Genomic DNA, 17,242 nt, shown 5'->3' with positions numbered 1-17,242 from the left:
GAAAAAGGGAACCAGAATGGCCCAAGTCGTGAACCAGAAGTCCATCGCCCTGCGCGTGAAGGGCGCCATCGGCCACCGCGCCTGGCGTGTGGCCACCCGCCCCGTAGCCTGGAGCCTTCAACGGATGCCACGCCCCGTGCTCTACCGGGCGGGCCTGTGGCTGCGCCGGGGCAGCTGGCCCTATTCCGCAGTGCGCGAGGGCGACGTGGTGGTGCAGATCGGCGCGCCCAGCGACCTGTTGCGCGTCGGCCGGTCGCGCGCTGCATACTTCGCGATGCTGGTGGGTCCGACCGGGCGCCTCTACATCTTCGAACCCGAGCCGAACAGCGCGGCCGCCATGGCCGAGCACCTGCGTCACGCGGGGCTGGCCGACCGGGTAAGTGTGATTGCCAAGGGCTGCTGGTCCGAGAAGCGCACCCTGCGGTTCTGGTCGAACCCCGCCCATCCCGCCTCGAACCTGCTCGAAGACGTCTCCGAATGGACCGAGCCCGAGCTGCGTGCCCGGGGCTACCGTCCGTCGGACGTGCCGGTCACGACGGTGGACGAGGTGCTTGCGAAAGAGCACGCGGTACGCCTCGTCAGTGTCACCACGAACGGGTCCGAGGAGGAAATCCTCGCCGGCGCCACGCAGACCCTGGCGCGCACCGACTACCTGGCGCTGGCGGACACCGGGCCGGGCATCCGCGCCATGTCCGAGCGGTTCGGCTTCCGCAACGTGGCGATGGACGACCGCGGCTTCACGGCGATCCGGGCAGAGGCGTGATGCGCATCGTCGTCACCGGCGCCGGCGGCCTGATCGGTCGCCACGCGCGCGCGCGCCTGCACGCGGCGAACTGCGCTGCCGCGCATCGTGGCGCGCCCGAGCGGTGGCAGATCGTGGCGCTCGACCATGCAGCGTTCCAGGACGACGCGCGGCTTGAGGCCGCGCTACGCGGCGCCGATGCGGTGCTGCATTTCGCGGGCGTGAACCGCGCGCCCGAAGGCGAGGTCGAGGCGGCGAACCCGGCCATCGCCCAGCGCCTCGTCGCCGCCTGCCGCGCAACCGGCAGCGACCCCCATGTCGTGCACGCGAACTCGACCCATTCCGGGCGCGACACCGCCTATGGCCGGTCCAAGGCGCGTGCGGCCGAGGTAATCGCGAACGGCGTCACCCGCATGACCGACCTGATCCTGCCCCACATCTTCGGCGAGGGCGCCCGGCCTTTCTACAACAACGTCACCGCGACGCTGATCCACCAGATCCTTGACGGAACCGAGCCGGAGGTGAACCGGGAGGGGCAGGTCGCCCTTCTGCACGCCGGTGCGGCCGTCGATATGGCGATCGCCGCCGTGGCCGACAGGCTGACGGGGCGGATTGCGCCCGAAGGACGGTCGATGTCGGTGGGGGTCCTCTACCGGCGGCTGCGGATGTTCCACGACTCCTACGGTACGAACGTCATCCCCGACCTGTCGGACCCATTCGACCTGCAGCTCTTCAACACATACCGGGCCGCGATCGCGCCCGCCGTGCGGCCGCTGACCTGCAACACCGACCCGCGCGGCACGCTGTTCGAGGCGGTGAAGGGCGGCGGCGGGGGGCAGACCTTCCTCTCCACCACGAAGCCTGGCGTCACACGCGGCGATCATTTCCACCTCGACAAGGTCGAGCGCTTCCTTGTGCTTCAGGGCGAAGCGGTCATCCGCCTGCGCCACGTGCTGTCCAACGAGGTGCAGGAGTTCCACGTGTCCGGCACCGAGCCGGCGGCGGTCGACATGCCGACGCTGACCACCCACTCGATCGAAAACACCGGCGGGGGCGAACTGCTCACGCTGTTCTGGAGCCACGCGCTCTTCGATCCCGCCGCCCCCGACACCTATGCCGATAGGGTTCTGCCGTGAACAAACTGAAGGTCGCCACCATCCTCGGGACCCGTCCCGAGATCATCCGACTGTCGCGCGTCATGGCGCGGCTCGACGCGCTGACGGACCACACCGTGATCCACACCGGCCAGAATTGGGACCGCGCGCTGAACGAAGTCTTCTTCGAGGATCTGGGCGTTCGCCCGCCCGACCATTTCCTGGGCGCCGGAGGCGGCACGCTGGGCGAGACGCTGGCCGGCATCCTCACCGGGACCGAGCGTGTCCTGACCGAACTTCGCCCCGACGCGGTGCTGATCCTCGGCGACACGAATTCGGCGATCTCGGCCGTCATGGCGCGGCGGCTGAAGATCCCGGTCTACCACATGGAGGCCGGCAACCGCTCTTTCGATCTCAACGTCCCCGAAGAGATCAACCGCCGCCTGGTGGACCACGTCGCCGACTTCAACCTCGTCTATACCGAGCACGCGCGCCGTCACCTTCTGGCCGAGGGCCTGCCGCATCGGCGCATCGCCCTGACCGGCAGCCCGATGCGCGAGGTGCTCGAGCATTACCGCGACCGGATCGAGGCGTCGGACGTGCTGGCGCGGCTGGAGCTGGAGCGTCGCGGCTACTTCGTCGTGTCGCTTCACCGGGAAGAGAACGTCGACAGCCCCGCCCGGCTCTCGTCGCTGGTGGCGGCGCTGAACGCGCTGGCTGCGCGGCATGACAAGCCGGTGATCGTGTCGACCCACCCGCGCACGCGCAAGCGGCTGGACGCGTTGGGGGCCGAGTTCGATCGCCGTGTGACCTGGGCCTCGCCGTTCGGATTCCACGACTATAACCACCTGCAGATGCACGCCTTCTGCGCGATCTCGGACTCGGGCACCATCGCCGAGGAATCCTCGATTCTCGGGTTTCCGGCGATCACCCCGCGCGATGCGATCGAGCGCCCCGAGGCGCTGGACACGGGCAGCATTCTGGTGACCGGCGTGGATGGTGACGCCATCGTCGCAGGAGTCGAAGCCATGACCCGAGGCTTTGCCGCGCGCGAGGCCGCCGGCCTGCCGCATCCGGTGCCGGCCGATTACTGCATCGCCAACACCTCCGAGCGGGTGGTGAACCTGATCCTCGGCACGGCGCGCCTATCGAACGCCTGGGACGGGATCCGGCGCCATGACTGAACCGGCACCCGTCATCCTGATCGGAGCCGCGCGGTCGGGCACGAAGATCCTGCGCGACCTGCTGGCCGCCTCGTCCGGCGTGAAAGCCGTGCCATACGACATCAACTATGTCTGGCGCTACGGCGCCGAGGGCCACGACATGCTCGACCCCGAGGCCCTTACCTGGCGACGGGTCCGGTTCATCCGCGAGACGATTCCGCGTCTCGCCGGCGCGCGACCCAGCGACATCGTGGTCGAAAAGACCGTCTCGAACACCTTGCGCGTGCCGTTCGTGAACCGCGTCTTCCCCGCGGCGCGCTACGTTCACCTGATCCGCGATGGCCGCGACGTGGCCGAAAGCGCGATGCGCCAGTGGCAGGCGCCGCCCGACTGGCGGGCGCTGGCACGCAAGCTGCGCGGGATGCCGCTGGCCAATGCCGGCTACGTCGCCTGGTTCGGCGGCAACATGCTGCGCGGAGCTGTCGCGGGCCGCGGCGGCGGCGGCGTCTGGGGCCCCCGGTATCCGGGCGTGGAACAGGCCGTGGCCGAGGGTCTTGCGACCGCCTGCGCCCGACAGTGGGTGGCGTCGGTCGAGCGGGCGCGCGCGGATCTGGCCGCGCTGCCTGGAGATCGCGTGTTCGAGATTCGCTACGAGGACATGGTGGCCGACCCCGATCGCGTCGGCGATCTCGCCCGGGCGCTCGACCTGCCCGACCCGGGTGCGGTGGCTGCCGCAGCCCTTGCCCGGCTTCGTCCCACACCGCCCGGCGCCTGGCGCGAACTGCCTCCCACGGATCGGTCGGTGTTCGACGCGATTCTTTCCCCCTCTCTCTCGCGGCTCGGATACGCATCATGACCCCCGTTCCCTTTTTCCGTCCCAGCATCGGCGAGGCCGAAATCGCCGCCGTCACCGGGGTCCTGCGCTCGGGCTGGCTGACCACCGCCGGCGAGGCCCGCGCCTTCGAGGCCGAGTTCGCCGAAGCCTTGGGCGGCCGGGTCGAGGCGCTGGCTGTCACCTCTGCCACCGCGGCGCTGCACCTGGGCCTTGAAGCGCTGGGGGTCGGTCCGGGCGATGAGGTCATCCTGCCCACGCTGACCTTCACCGCCACGGCCGAAGTGGTGCGCTACATGGGCGCGACGCCGGTTCTCGTGGACATCGAGCCCGACACGCTTTGCATGTCCACCGCCGCGGTCGAGGCCGCCGTCACGCCCCGAACGCGGACGATCATGCCGGTCCACTTCGCCGGCCGGTCCTGCGACATGACGGGCCTGCGGCACGTGGCCGACCGGCACGGGCTGACAATCCTTGACGATGCGGCGCACGCCCTGCCGACCCGCCACAAGGACCAGCCGATCGGCGGCGCCCATACCGGCGCAGACGTGACGGCGTTCAGCTTCTACGCCAACAAGACGATGACCACGGGCGAGGGCGGCATGCTTGTCACCGCCCGCCCCGAGATCGCCGCCCGCGCCCGCACGATGCGACTGCACGGTATCGACCGCGACGTGTTCGACCGCTTTACCTCGGTCCGCGCGGGATGGAGCTATGACGTCGTCGCCCCAGGCTTCAAGTACAACATGACGGACATCGCGGCGGCCATGGGGCGGGTCCAGCTGTCCCGGACCCACGCGTTCCACGCTGCCCGGAGCCGGATCGCGGCGAACTATGACGCGGCCTTCGCCGATCTTCCCCTGACGCTGCCGCCCAAGGCGGCGGCGGGCGACACCCACGCCTGGCACCTTTACGTGGTCGAGCTGAACGACGGCGCGCCGATGGATCGCGACACGTTCCTCGAGCGGACCAAGGAGGCAGGGATCGGCACCTCGGTCCATTACCGACCGCTGCACCAGATGAGCTACTGGCGAGAGGCCGCTCCGGCCGGTCTTTTCCCCGCTGCGGACGCCTACTTCGAACGCTGCGCAACGCTGCCGCTTTTCATGGACATGCGCCCCGAGGAAGAAGCCCGTGTCATCGACGTGGTTCGGGGGCTCTTGGGATGAGGCGCCGGTTCGACATTGCCACGGCGCTCACGATCCTGCTGCTGACCGCGCCCTTCTTGGCCATCGTCGCCGTGGGCATTCGACTGAGTTCGCCCGGGCCGGTGTTCCACCGCGCGCGTCGGGTCGGAAAGGACGGCATGATCTTCCAGATGCTGAAGTTCCGCTCGATGCATGTCGGGCGTCCGGGTGCCGTCATAACCGCCGAACGCGACCCGCGCGTCTTTGCGTTCGGCCGCTTCATTCGGGCCGCGAAGCTCGACGAGCTGCCGCAGATGCTGAACGTCCTGCGCGGGGACATGGCCATCGTCGGCCCCCGCCCCGAGGATCCGGCGATCGTGAAACGCGCCTATCGGGGCTGGATGCGCGAAACGCTTGCGGTGCGGCCGGGCGTCACGGGCCCAGGCTCGATCTTCTACTACGGGTGGGGCGAGGCGCTGATCGATCCCGCCGATCCCGAGGCAAGCTACATCGCCCGGCTTTTGCCTGCCAAACTCGCGCTCGAACGGGCGTACATGGACCGCGCGACGTGGCAAAGCGACGTCGCGACCGTATTGCGCACCGGATTAGCGATCCTAGGCGTGGCGACGGGACGCCCTGTCTCACCCGACCCACGCGATATGGAGGCCGCCGCGAAATGGACGACCGTGACCCTGCGCGTGAGAGGCCAAGCCGCGTGAAGATCCTGCTGACGCACCGCTACTTCTGGCCCGATACGCCCCCCTACGCGTCGATCCTGCATTCCATCGGAGCGCGCCTCGCGGAGGCGGGGCATGACGTCGAGGTCTTCTCGACCATGCCCTCGTACCGTGACGCCGCGCACGCACCGCGTCGGGAACGCGACGCGGGCATGGACATTACCCGCATGCGCAGTTTCGTTGAAAAGTCCGGCGGTCCGTTGAAGCGGGCGGCGAACGCGGGCCTCTATTGCTGTGGCCTCTTCGTCCACGTCCTGCGGACAAAACCGCAGGTCGTCATGGCGTCGACCTTTCCGCCGGTTATCGCGGCATGGACAGCGAGCTTGGCCGCCCGATTGGTCGGCGCCCGGTTCGTCTACCACATGCAGGACGTCCATCCCGAGGTCTCGTTCTATAGCGGCGGTGCCCTTGGCAGGTGGCCGTTCCTTCAGGTGCTGCGCGCGATGGACAACGCCAGCCTGAGACGTGCGTCTGCCATCGTCGTGCTTTCGCAGGATATGGCAGGGACGTTGGCCCTGCGGGGTCTGGGCGATCTTCCGGTCCACGTGATCAACAACTTCGCGCTCGAGACACACGACCAGGTCGGTGCCGTTCCGGAAGATCTGAAAAAGGCGCCGGGGCGCCGCCGCGCGATCTTTGCCGGCAATCTCGGTCGCTTTCAGAACTTGCCTCTTCTGGCAGAAGGCATCGCGCGCTGCTTCGAGGCCCGCCCCGACCTGGAACTCATGTTTCTTGGAGACGGCGCGGCCGAGCCCGAGCTGCGGCGGCTTTGGGGCGATCATCCGCAGGTCCGCTTTGCACCGTTCCTTCCTTATGCTGCGGCGCGCGAATTGATTGCCGACGCGGATATCGGCCTGGTCTCGCTGAACCGGGACATCTACCGCGTGTCCTATCCATCGAAGCTTGCCACTTATCTGGGCTTGGGCGTACCCGTGCTGGTCTTGGTGGAACCCGATAGCGATCTGGCTAATTCGGTCGCATCGGAGGGGCTTGGCGCCATTCCGACAGCACCGACGCCCGAGGCCATTAGTGTCGCGCTCGACCGGCTCTTGTCGCAGGACACCCACGCGACGGCGATTGCGGAGTGGCAGCAAGCAAACGGGCGCAAGAGCCTGCTGGATCGGTGGCGCAGTCTAATGAGCGGGTTGGGCGCCTAACGGCACCCGCCCGCGCAGGATGTAGGCGAGCATCATCAGGGCGGCCAAGCTTTCCGAAAGGATGAGGCTAGTCGCCAGCGCATCCCGGCCCATGCCTGCCGCCATCAACGCCATCAACGCGACGAGCTTGATTACCAGCTTTCCGGCTGCGATCCCCAGGATCACGCGGTGACCTCCGAGCACCAGCACGAACTGCATGAGAATCAACGCCGCCACGACCGGCATGAGCCCAAGGGCGTGAAGCCGGAAGAAGCCGACCGTCTCGGCGACAGCCTCGGCGCCGAACGTGCCATACCCGAAAACCGCGCTCACCAGAGGCGTCGCGCCAGCGGCAAGGACAAGCCCCACCGCGAGCGTCCCGATGAGACCGATCGCAACCCGGTACAGCATCACGGGGGGAACGCCGCGTCCCGCCCGCAGCGCGTTCGTCACATGAGGAGCGACGAATAGGCTGGCTGTCGTCCCGAACAAAGCCGCACACGCCATCAATAGGCCGTAGGAGAACTCCAACGCAGCTACGGCCCCTTGATCGAAGCTGCTTGCAACCGCCCGGTCGATCAGGCGCCCCCCGGAGAGAAGGATCTGGGACAGGAGAACGCTGACGACCGCCGCCGCGAACCCCGCATCCAGACCGGACCCGCCACTGACCTCGCTCTGGATCATGCGGACACCGCGAAGACGAACGGCCACTACATGAACGAGAAGCGTCACGCAGCCCGCTCCGACGGCTCCGAGTGCGAGTGACCACAGCGGACCAGCGCCGATAAGCAGCGCGAGAAGAAGGGCGGCGACGAACCCGGTGGACCGCATCAGCTGCAGGGCCGCACCCGGCCAAACCGCTCCTCCTGCGCTCATCAGACCGCGCAGAGGTAGCGACAGGATGACGGCTAGCGACGAAATCCAGCAGATGCGTCCGATGAGAACAAGATCGGCGCGTGCCTCTCCGACGAAGCCCGGGGCCAGAAGTCGAGCCTGCAACGGCATCGTCAGAACGCCCGCCACTACCACGCCAACCCCGGCCACGAGCATCGTACGCTTGAGCGACGTGTAGCGCTGTGCGTCGACTCCACGAGGCCCTGCTACGAGACGAGGGACCATCAGCGACACGAGCGACACGGCCGCACTGTCGGCAAGCACGCTGGGAAGACCGAAGGCGATCCGGAAGATCTCGAGCTCGATCGATGTACCGAAGAGGCCCGCGGCTACGATCTCGCGACTGAAGCCGGCTATCAAGCCAAGGAAGCTCAGGATCAGGACGGTGGCTGCCTGGCGTTTCATTGTATGATTCGCCGCGTGGCCGTGCCGTTGTCGATACGTCCCCCGACAAGCGCGTACCCGGCGAGACCGGTGCCCAACAACGCGAGGTCCAGAACGATACGATTGATCGACGACGAAAAATCAGAGTTCAGGGTCAGAAAGTAGAGTTTGGAGAGCACGACCACGAGGACGAGCTGCATGATCGGGTTTCCCGTGGCACGTCCACAGCGCTCGAACCAGATGACGATGGCCGTCAGCGCAGCCGTGACCGGCACAATCGAAATTGGGCCGCCGTAGATGATCATCTCGCCGAGCACCGAGGGCGGGACGCCGCTCGCGACGCCGAAAACCTGCTCACCCAGGAAGTGGTGAGTCGCATAATCCGGACGGATCCCGTTCGAGCCAGCAACAAGGATGCCGAGGCTGTCGAAACGATAAAGTGGGTCCGACACGAAGTATTCGATCAGGGCCGCGATCTTTTCGAGATCAAAGAAATAACGGCGGTAGATCATGTCGGACCAGTACATCGCTTGCGCCGTATCGAGCGCCCGCGCGCTGAGGATCGCGATATTCAGCGCCACGAAGCTGCCTGCGAGAATCAGGTAATGTCGCGGCTTCATGATACCGGCGATCTGGAACACCAAAGCGATCTCGAGCGCGAGGACGAGGATCCCGGAACGCTGGCTGGAGACGACATAGACCAGCACCGATAGAGCCCCCAGAAAGAGCACGTGGCGGTTGTACCGTCCGTCACGTACGGTGAGGGTCGCCAGAAGGGCCAGGTAAAGCCCCGCCTTCACGACCTGCGCGATCTTCTGCAGAGCCCATGCAACCGTTCGATCTCCGTCGAGGATGAGCTCGCGCTTGGCGAAAAGGTTGTCGAAAGAGACCTGGGCAGCGATCCAATATGCACAAAAGGACAAGCCGAAGATCGGGACGAACAGCCAGATCCCGATGCTCGCCGCCTGATCGGGATCCAGCGGCCGGTTCATCGTGACCCTGGCCGGCCCCTCGGGCAAGACAATGACAGCAGTGAAATAGCAGACGAGAATCGTGGCCATAAAGGCCGTGATGCAGACCACCGCCGCGTTCGCCGTGTTCTGCGAAAGTACCGCTGTTCCCGGTAGGAACACGTCGTCGCCGGTCAGCAGGTAGGCCCCGAATTTTGGCAGGATATAGACGAGGAAGACTGCGGCGGAGAGCCAGAAAAAGCTAATGCCGACGCGCCCGTGCAGCAGCGTGTATGCGCCGAAGGCACAGAGGTAGAGTACCACCAGCGTGATAACGGATCCATCGAACATCGGGCCTGCTCTGCAAGGTCTCGTCCCGCGTATCGCTGCGATCCCTTAAGGAAGCGTTGAGAACTCACTCTCGCTGCATTCGATGAAAATCGATTGCATCCCCGGATGCACTCCTGAACCGTTCGTAAATGTTTCCTCGAATAACTGGCCGCGACGCATCCCGGAGCGACCAATGCTTTACAGGACCAGGACAAACGCTGCCGTGATGTCGGCGGGCGACATACTGAGCGGCGGGGACGGCAACGACACCCTCGTCGGCAGCAGTGGTCCCGACCTTCTGCAGGGCGATGCCGGGGACGATGCGCTCGTCGGAGGGGACGGGCTGGACACGCTGAACGGTGGAATCGGGAACGACCTGCTCCTCGGCGGGGCCGGCGCCGATACGCTCGACGGCGGAGCCGACAGGGATACGGTCTCTTACGCCGACCATTCCGCGAGGGTGATCATCGACCTGGCCGCTGGCGTCGAACGAACGACGGGCGATACGCTGATCTCGATCGAAGATGTCCGCGGAACCGATCTTGGCGATGAGATCTACGCCGACGACGGGCAAAATCATCTCTACGGCGCCGGCGGCAACGATACGATCATGGGGCGCGGCGGCAACGATGTGCTCGTCGGCGGCACCGGCAATGATTCGCTGTTCGGACAGGATGGAGCGGACACGCTGGAAGGCCAGGACGGCGATGACGTCCTGTCGGGCGGAAACGGCGTCGACTGGCTGACGGGGGCCGGCGGCAACGACCTCATCTTCGGCGGGGCGGACGACGACGCCGCTCTTCTCGGCGGCGATGGGGACGACACGCTGTCCGGCGGCGGCGGAAACGACGCGCTCATCAGTGGCGGAAACGGCTTCGACTTTCTTTACGGTGGAGCCGGTCACGACACGTTGCACGGCGGCACGAATAACGACACGTTGTGCGGCGGTAACGGCAACGATTTCCTCGATGGCGACGTCTGGAGCGACGAGTTGTTCGGCGCCGCAGGGTCCGACACGCTGTACGGTGGCCTCGGCAATGACGTACTCGCCGGCGGCACAGAAAACGACCTGCTCTCCGACGGAGACGGGAACGACACGGTGACAGGGGCGAGCGGTGACGATCGCTTCGTGGTGGGAGCGGGGAACGATCTCTTGTCAGGCGGAGCCGGCGCGGATTCGTTCGAGTTCATGGCCGGCCTCGGTGCGGACACCGTCACCGGCTTCGATACCGCATATGATACCCTCTGCTTCGACGCCTCACTCTTCGCCGGGTCAGAGACAGCGGCCTCGGTCGTGAGTAGCTACGCCACGCGGCTGTCACCCGGTATGGTCGAATTCAATTTCGATGATGGGGAATACCTGCTGCTTTCGAATGGCGGCGGGATCGACCTTGGCCATCTCGAAAACGCAATCATTCTGATCTGAGCCGCACCCAACGCTGCCCATCGGCGCTGTCTCACCTGCCATCCCGGGACTTCAGGAGACCAGGCGGCCAAACCTGTCGATGGCTGTCTCTATGCGCTCAAGACTGTTGGCATAGGACACACGGATAAAGCCTTCACCCGCCCGTCCGAAACTGGTGCCGGCAACCGTGGCGACCCCCGCTTCGATGAGAAGGCGATCCTGGACCGTTCGCGCATCTACCCCGGTGCCGGTTATGTTCGGGAATGCATAGAAAGCCCCCCCGGCATCTGCGCATCTGACCCCGGATAACCCGTTCAGTCCCGAGACGACAACCTGCCGGCGCCGGTCGAACTCGGCCACCATCTCGGCTACCGGCTCCTGCGGCCCCTCGAGCGCCGCAATGCCGGCGTACTGAGCCGCCGCGTTGACGCACGAGTGGTCGTTTATGCACAGGCGGGTGATCGGCTCCACAAGGCGCTCGGGCCAGACGGCGTAGCCCAGCCGCCAACCGGTCATGGCGTAGGTCTTGGACCAGCCGTCGAGGACGATTAGGCGGTCCCGGATCTCGGGGTAGTTCAGCAGAGAGACGTGCCTGCGCCCGCCGTAGAGCATCTGCGAGTAGATCTCGTCGGACAGGATCGCCACGTCCGGGTGATCGGCGAGGCCGGCGACCAGCTTGTCGACCTCTTCCTTCGGGGTAACCGCGCCAGTGGGATTGGCAGGCGAGTTGATGATGATCAGGCGCGTACGGTCGGTGATCTTCGACAGCACGGCCTCGGCCTGGAACGCAAAACCGTTCTCTTCCCGCAACTCGATCGGCACCGGCGTAGCGCCCGAAAAGGCGATGACGGATTGGTAGATCGGGAAGCCCGGGTCGGGGAACATGATCTCGGCACCCGGTTCGCCGAATGCGAGCGCGGCGTAGAACATCGTGGGCTTGCCGCCCGGCTGCACGATGATGCGGTCGGGATGCACCTCGGCGCCGTGACGCCGGTGCAGGTCGGCGGCCACGGCCTCGCGCAGCGCGGGCAGGCCATTGGCCGGCGTATAACCGTGGGCGCCGTCGCGCAGCGCCTTCACGGCGGCCTCGACGATATGCTCAGGAGTCGGGAAGTCCGGCTGGCCGATGCCGAGATTGATGATGTCGCGCCCCTCGGCCGCGAGCTTCGAGGCCCGGGCCAGGACCTCGAAGGCGCTTTCAGTGCCAAGTCGCGAGAGGGCGGCGGACAGTTTCACGGCATGACCTCCCGCGACGTTCTCGTTACTTCGGTGTCGAGCTGACGCCGACCTGCGCCGCACGCAGAAGGCGGTCGTGGAGCATGAAGCCCACAGTCATCACCTGGATGATGTCGCCCCGCTGCGTGTCCGGGACGGGCGCCTCGAACATCGCCTCGTGCATCTTGGGATCGAAACGATCGCCGACCTGTGGCTCTACAATGGTCACGCCGTGCTTGGCAAAGACGTTCTGAAGCTCGCGCAGGGTCAGCTCCACGCCTTCGATCAGCGCGGCGTTCGTCTCGCGGTTCTCTTCGGGGATGGCCTGAACCGCACGCTGCAGGTTGTCGTAAACCGGCAGCATGTCGCGGGCCATCTTGGAGCCGCCGTAGTTCTCGGCCTCGCGCCGCTCGCGGTCGGCTCGCTTGCGGGCGTTTTCCGCATCGGCGAGGGCGCGCACGAAGCGATCCTTCAGCTCGGCGTTCTCGGCCCGCAGTTCTTCGACTTCGGCGGCGATGCCGTCGGTCTCTTCGACCACGGGGGGCTCTTCGCCGGCGAGGGCGTCAAGGTCCATCGGCTCGTCCGAGCTGCTCCTGCGCGCAGCCTTGCGCTTGACTTTGTCCGCCTCGGAGGGACCGTCGGTGCCTTCGGTCTCGCGCTTGAGCATCTCGTCGATGGCGGCCTGGATATCCCGTTCGTTGTCGTCAGCCATGCGCTTTTCTTCTGCCTCTCAGCTTCGGCCCGACAGCAGCTTTCCCACCACCTGGGCCGTGTAATCCACGATGGGCACGATTCGCCCGTAGTTCAGGCGGGTGGGTCCGATGACTCCGACCGCGCCGATGATCTTTCGATCCGCGTTCATATAAGGAGAGACGACGAGAGATGAACCCGAAAGTGAGAAGAGTTTGTTCTCGGACCCGATGAAGATCCTCACGCCCTGGCCTTCGTCGGTAAGTTCGAGGAACTCGGCGATATCGCGCTTGCGCTCGAGGTCGTCGAAGAGCTGCCGTGCGCGCTCAAGGTCCGCCTCGCTTTCGCCCAGCAGATTTGCGCGGCCGCGGACGATCAGCCGCTCGTAGGGCTCGCCCTCGTGTTCCCAGACGGCAAGGCCGGTATCCACCATGGCCTGCGCGAGGGTGTCGAGCTCGCGCCTGTGGCGGTCGATCTCGGCCGTCACGGTGATCCTAAGCTCTCCCAGTGTGCGGCCCTCGGCCATCGCGTTGAGGAAGTTTGCCGCCTCGCGCATGGACGACGGTGTCTGGCCCGGGGGCGGGGCGAAGACGCGGTTTTCCACATGACCGTCGGCGAAGACCAGCACGACCAGCGCGCGGTCGGCGGCGAGCGAGACGAAATCGATGTGGCGGATCGGTGCCTCGTGCTTGGGCGCAAGGACCAGGGACGCTCCGGCGGTCGCCCCCGACAGGGCCGCCCCGACGCGATCCAGGATCGTGCCGGTGTCACGCTCGTTCGAGCCAAGGGTCTGGTCGATCTTCTGGCGATCATCCTCGCCCAGTTCGCCAACCTCGAGCAGACCGTCGACGAACATCCTCAGGCCCAGCTGCGTCGGCACCCGCCCGGCACTGACATGCGGCGCGTTCAGCAATCCCAGGAACTCGAGGTCCGACATGACGTTGCGGATCGTCGCGGCCGAGACCTTCTCGCTCATGCTGCGGGTCAGGGTGCGCGAGCCGACCGGATCGCCGGTTTCGAGATAGCTTTCGACCACGCGGCGGAAAACTTCCCGTGTTCGGTCGTTCATTTCGGCCGTTAGGCCATGTCTATCCAGGTTTTGCGTCATCTCGGCCATGGGTGCGGGGGTTGCGCGGGCATACGGTCGAGGAATATCTGGGCAACAAATCTTTAGGAGTGAATTCATGCGTCCGTCCGGCAGAGACTTAAGCGAAATGCGTCCGATTTCAATCGAAACGGGCGTCACGCGCCACGCCGAGGGGTCATGCATGATCCGCTGCGGTGACACCCACGTGCTGTGCACGGCAACGCTGGAAGAACGGGTGCCACCCTTCCTGAAAGGCTCCGGGCAGGGTTGGGTCACGGCCGAATACGGCATGTTGCCCCGCGCGACCCACACGCGCGGCCGGCGCGAAGCGAAGAACGGCCAGTCGGGGCGCACGCAGGAGATCCAGCGCCTGATCGGGCGGTCCCTGCGGGCCGCGGTGGACCGGAACGCGCTTGGCGAGCGGCAGATTACCGTCGATTGCGATGTGATCCAAGCCGATGGCGGGACGCGCTGCGCCGCCATCACCGGCGGGTGGGTTGCGCTGAAGCTCGCCATCAACAAACTGATCAAAGCCGGCAGCATCGTGACGGACCCGATCACGGAACACGTCGCGGCGGTGTCCTGCGGCCTCTACGCGGGGCAGGTGGTGCTGGACCTGGACTATCCCGAGGATAGCGAGGCGGGCGTCGACGGAAACTTCATCCTGACAGGCACCAAACGGCTGATCGAGGTGCAGATGTCGGGCGAAAGCACGACCTTTTCGCGCCAGCAGATGGACGGCCTGCTCGACCTTGCCGAAAAGGGTGTCGACGAGCTTGTTGCAGCTCAGAAAGCGGCGCTGGCATGAGCCGCCGGATCGAAGGCGACCGGCTGATCGTCGCCACGCACAACGCCGGGAAGCTGGCCGAGATCCGCGATCTGCTGTCGCCCTACGGGCTCGAGATCACGTCGAACGCGGACCACGGGCTGCCCGAGCCGATCGAGGACGGCGACACCTTCGTCGAGAACGCGCGCATCAAGGCGCATGCTGCCGCGAAGGCCACAGGGATGCCTGCGCTGGCGGATGATTCCGGGATCGAAATCGACGCGCTGAACGGCGCGCCGGGCGTGCACACGGCAGACTGGGCCGAAACTCCGCGCGGGCGTGACTTTGTGATGGCAATGAAGCGCGTCCACAACGCACTGGTCGAGACAGGAGCCGAGGAACCTTGGCGGGCGCGGTTCTGCTGTACGCTCGTCCTGGCCTGGCCTGATGGCGAGGACATGGTCTTTCCGGGCAAGATGGAGGGCCGGATCGTCTGGCCGATGCGCGGCGAGCAGGGCCACGGCTATGACCCGATCTTCCTGCCCGAAGGCTATGAGCAGACCTTCGGCGAGATGGATCGCTGGGAAAAGAACCGCATCTCGCACCGCGCGGACGCTTTTGCCAAGCTGATTGCGGGGGCCTTTGAATAGGGTCGGGCTGTATATCCACTGGCCCTTTTGCCAGGCGAAGTGCCCGTATTGCGACTTCAACTCGCATGTCGTTTCGCGGATCGACCAGGCCCGCTGGCGTGCGGCGTTCGCCACCGAGATTTCGCGCTATAAGGAAGAGCGTCCCGACATCGAGATCGGGTCCATTTTCTTCGGAGGTGGGACACCCAGCTTGATGGAGGTCGAGACTGTCGCGTCCATCATCGATCAGGCGCAGCGTGCCTGGCGGTTTGCGAACGATGTAGAGATCACGCTCGAGGCGAACCCAACCTCCGTCGAAGCTGAGCGTTTCCGAGGGTATCATGCGGCCGGCGTCAACAGGATCTCGATCGGAGTTCAGGCGCTGAACGACCGTGACCTGCGCATGCTCGGACGGCTGCACAGCGTGGCCGAGGCCGAAGCGGCCTTCGGCACCGCGCGTGAGATATTCCCGCGCGTGAGTTTCGATTTGATCTATGCCCGCCAAGATCAATCCCTGGCGGAATGGGAGGCCGAACTTGGCCGCGCCCTCGGGCTCGCAGCGGATCATTTGTCACTATATCAGCTGACGATCGAACCCGGCACAGCATTCGGCGACCGTTTTGCCCGCGGACGACTCGCTGGCTTACCGGATGAAGACCTTTCGGCCGACATGTTCGAGCTTACGCAGGACATGACGACGGCCGCAGGACTTCCGGCTTACGAAGTTTCGAACCATGCGGCTCCGGATGCAGAGTCCCGCCACAACATGATCTATTGGACGGGCGGCGACTACTTGGGGATCGGGCCGGGGGCACACGGTCGGCTTGCCACTCCGGGCGGTCGGATCGCGACCGAGGCCCTGTCGGCGCCCGGGGCATGGCTGAACGGCACGGAGACGGGCAAAGACCACGAAGCGCGCACGCCGATCTCGGCCCGCGAGATGGCGGAAGAACGCATCATGATGGGACTGCGCCTGAAGCAAGGTCTGGATATCTCCGAGATCGAAACCGAACTCGGAGATACAGGGCATCTGGAAAACCTTGGACTTTTGGTGCGCAGCGGAAGCAGGATGGCGCTGACGCCTGCGGGGCGCCCTCTGCTGAACGCAATTTTGCGAGAGCTTCTGGTCTAGCTAGCCGAGGCCCCGCGACAGCAACTGGCAAATTTCATCAAGCTGTTCCAAGGACTTATAGCTGATCGAGATCTTGCCGCTTTGATCGTCCTGCTTATGATCTATCGACACTGACAGCCCAAGCGCCCCGGACAGGTCCTGCTCGAGCGCGCGCGTATCCGCATCCTTATCGGCTTCCGGCGTACGGCGCCGGTAAACCTTTCCCTCCTTCGGCTTACGAACGAGCGCCTCCGTCTCGCGCACCGAGAGGTTCTTGGCGATGATCTTTTTGGCGAGGTCGCTGGCGTTCTCGTTCGCAACAAGGGCGCGTGCGTGCCCGGCAGTCAGCCGACCTTCTCCCAGCCAGGACAGCACGTCTTCGGGCAGGTTCAGCAGGCGGAGAGAATTGGCAATATGCGAACGGCTTTTGCCCAAGGCTTCTGCCATCTGCTCTTGCGTGTGGCCGAAACGGTCCATCAACTGGCGGTAGCCTGCTGCCTCATCCACCGGATTCAGGTCAGCGCGCTGGATGTTCTCGATGATCGCGACTTCAAGCATCTCGGTATCGTCAAACGCCCTGACGACCACCGGTAGCTCGTGCACTTTCGCCATCTGCGCGGCGCGCCACCGGCGCTCCCCCGCAACAATCTGATAATGCTCGTCTTTCTCAGGATGCGGCCGGACGATGAGCGGCTGAATGACTCCTCGGTGAGCGATCGAATTTGCCAGCTCCTCAAGCGGCTCGCCGTCAAAGGTTCGGCGCGGCTGATCGGGATTGGGCTCGATCCGGTCGATGGGAACAAGCATGTCGGGCCGCCGGGGCGCGTCCTCGGCAGCCGGTGCATCATCTGAACCTGTCGGCCCGGATTCGACCGTCTCAAGATCCGCCATCAAGGCTGACAACCCGCGCCCCAAGCCACGTCGCTTTTCCTTTTTTTCCACCATTGAAC

Annotated in this window: 17 protein-coding genes; 11 read left to right on the top strand and 6 right to left on the bottom strand. The window is 65.5% G+C overall.

Annotated elements, in window-relative coordinates:
• The first annotated feature begins 16 nt into the window (after positions 1 to 16).
• Genes ACFDS3_RS00190 through ACFDS3_RS00160 form a run of 7 tightly spaced genes read left to right on the top strand, consistent with a single transcriptional unit; the run spans position 17 to position 6,852 of the window.
• Positions 17 to 763, top strand: a complete 747-nt coding sequence (locus ACFDS3_RS00190) for an FkbM family methyltransferase (protein ID WP_375260305.1) — start codon at positions 17 to 19, stop codon at positions 761 to 763.
• The gene (locus ACFDS3_RS00185; RefSeq protein WP_375260304.1) at positions 763 to 1,878 is read left to right on the top strand and encodes an NAD-dependent epimerase/dehydratase family protein; all 1,116 of its coding nucleotides are present in this window, start codon (positions 763 to 765) and stop codon (positions 1,876 to 1,878) included. The genes ACFDS3_RS00190 and ACFDS3_RS00185 overlap by 1 nt, the downstream gene beginning before the upstream one ends.
• Positions 1,875 to 3,020, top strand: a complete 1,146-nt coding sequence (gene wecB, locus ACFDS3_RS00180; RefSeq protein WP_375260303.1) for a non-hydrolyzing UDP-N-acetylglucosamine 2-epimerase — start codon at positions 1,875 to 1,877, stop codon at positions 3,018 to 3,020. Before ACFDS3_RS00185 ends, wecB begins: the two co-directional genes overlap by 4 nt.
• Complete coding sequence (locus ACFDS3_RS00175) at positions 3,013 to 3,855, top strand: sulfotransferase (RefSeq protein ID WP_375260302.1); 843 nt, start codon at positions 3,013 to 3,015, stop codon at positions 3,853 to 3,855. Before wecB ends, ACFDS3_RS00175 begins: the two co-directional genes overlap by 8 nt.
• Entirely contained in the window at positions 3,852 to 5,000 is a 1,149-nt protein-coding gene (locus tag ACFDS3_RS00170; protein ID WP_375260301.1) for a DegT/DnrJ/EryC1/StrS family aminotransferase, read from the top strand. Before ACFDS3_RS00175 ends, ACFDS3_RS00170 begins: the two co-directional genes overlap by 4 nt.
• Complete coding sequence (locus ACFDS3_RS00165; protein WP_375260300.1) at positions 4,997 to 5,677, top strand: sugar transferase; 681 nt, start codon at positions 4,997 to 4,999, stop codon at positions 5,675 to 5,677. The genes ACFDS3_RS00170 and ACFDS3_RS00165 overlap by 4 nt, the downstream gene beginning before the upstream one ends.
• Entirely contained in the window at positions 5,635 to 6,852 is a 1,218-nt protein-coding gene (locus ACFDS3_RS00160) for a glycosyltransferase family 4 protein (RefSeq protein ID WP_375260299.1), read from the top strand. Before ACFDS3_RS00165 ends, ACFDS3_RS00160 begins: the two co-directional genes overlap by 43 nt.
• Here the strand turns inward: ACFDS3_RS00160 and ACFDS3_RS00155 are convergent.
• Together ACFDS3_RS00155 and ACFDS3_RS00150 are read right to left on the bottom strand one after the other, a co-directional pair.
• Positions 6,829 to 8,130, bottom strand: coding sequence for a lipid II flippase MurJ (locus ACFDS3_RS00155; RefSeq protein WP_375260298.1), 1,302 nt, complete (start codon positions 8,128 to 8,130; stop codon positions 6,829 to 6,831). The two genes, ACFDS3_RS00160 and ACFDS3_RS00155, sit on opposite strands and share 24 nt — an antisense overlap.
• Positions 8,127 to 9,410, bottom strand: coding sequence for a hypothetical protein (locus tag ACFDS3_RS00150; RefSeq protein ID WP_375260297.1), 1,284 nt, complete (start codon positions 9,408 to 9,410; stop codon positions 8,127 to 8,129). The genes ACFDS3_RS00155 and ACFDS3_RS00150 overlap by 4 nt, the downstream gene beginning before the upstream one ends.
• 172 nt (positions 9,411 to 9,582) lie before the next feature.
• On the opposite strand from ACFDS3_RS00150, the gene ACFDS3_RS00145 reads away from it, so the two are divergent.
• Positions 9,583 to 10,815 carry a calcium-binding protein gene (locus ACFDS3_RS00145; protein WP_375260296.1) on the top strand — a complete coding sequence of 411 codons (1,233 nt, stop codon included), beginning with the start codon at positions 9,583 to 9,585 and terminating at the stop codon, positions 10,813 to 10,815.
• Positions 10,816 to 10,866: 51 nt separating this feature from the next.
• Here ACFDS3_RS00145 and ACFDS3_RS00140 read toward each other — a convergent pair whose 3' ends face one another.
• The 3 genes from ACFDS3_RS00140 to hrcA all read right to left on the bottom strand — a co-directional run bounded on the left by ACFDS3_RS00140 (position 10,867) and on the right by hrcA (position 13,816).
• A complete protein-coding gene (locus ACFDS3_RS00140; RefSeq protein ID WP_375260295.1) occupies positions 10,867 to 12,030 on the bottom strand; it encodes a pyridoxal phosphate-dependent aminotransferase in 1,164 nt (387 codons plus the stop codon).
• A 25-nt stretch (positions 12,031 to 12,055) separates the two neighbouring features.
• Positions 12,056 to 12,583, bottom strand: coding sequence for a nucleotide exchange factor GrpE (locus tag ACFDS3_RS00135; RefSeq protein WP_375260429.1), 528 nt, complete (start codon positions 12,581 to 12,583; stop codon positions 12,056 to 12,058).
• Positions 12,584 to 12,739: 156 nt separating this feature from the next.
• Positions 12,740 to 13,816 (bottom strand): heat-inducible transcriptional repressor HrcA, encoded by a 1,077-nt coding sequence (hrcA, locus tag ACFDS3_RS00130; RefSeq protein ID WP_375260294.1) that lies wholly within the window; start codon positions 13,814 to 13,816, stop codon positions 12,740 to 12,742.
• A gap of 67 nt (positions 13,817 to 13,883) precedes the next feature.
• Here hrcA and rph point away from each other — a divergent pair, with 67 nt between their 5' ends.
• The 3 genes from rph to hemW are packed head-to-tail and all read left to right on the top strand — an operon-like array spanning position 13,884 to position 16,313.
• Positions 13,884 to 14,594, top strand: coding sequence for a ribonuclease PH (gene rph, locus ACFDS3_RS00125; RefSeq protein WP_375260293.1), 711 nt, complete (start codon positions 13,884 to 13,886; stop codon positions 14,592 to 14,594).
• Positions 14,591 to 15,202: an RdgB/HAM1 family non-canonical purine NTP pyrophosphatase gene (gene rdgB / locus ACFDS3_RS00120; RefSeq protein ID WP_375260292.1), complete on the top strand. Its 612-nt coding sequence runs from the start codon at positions 14,591 to 14,593 to the stop codon at positions 15,200 to 15,202. The genes rph and rdgB overlap by 4 nt, the downstream gene beginning before the upstream one ends.
• Positions 15,183 to 16,313 (top strand): radical SAM family heme chaperone HemW, encoded by a 1,131-nt coding sequence (hemW, locus tag ACFDS3_RS00115; RefSeq protein WP_375260291.1) that lies wholly within the window; start codon positions 15,183 to 15,185, stop codon positions 16,311 to 16,313. Before rdgB ends, hemW begins: the two co-directional genes overlap by 20 nt.
• Here hemW and ACFDS3_RS00110 read toward each other — a convergent pair whose 3' ends face one another.
• Entirely contained in the window at positions 16,314 to 17,237 is a 924-nt protein-coding gene (locus ACFDS3_RS00110; protein WP_375260290.1) for a ParB/RepB/Spo0J family partition protein, read from the bottom strand.
• Positions 17,238 to 17,242: the final 5 nt, after the last annotated feature.

Origin of the sequence: Palleronia sp. (assembly GCF_042089775.1) — a bacterium.
In the GTDB taxonomy this organism is placed as follows: domain Bacteria; phylum Pseudomonadota; class Alphaproteobacteria; order Rhodobacterales; family Rhodobacteraceae; genus Palleronia.
The sequence above is the reverse complement of the archived record's forward strand: the minus strand, read 5'-3'. Positions and strand labels throughout refer to the sequence as shown.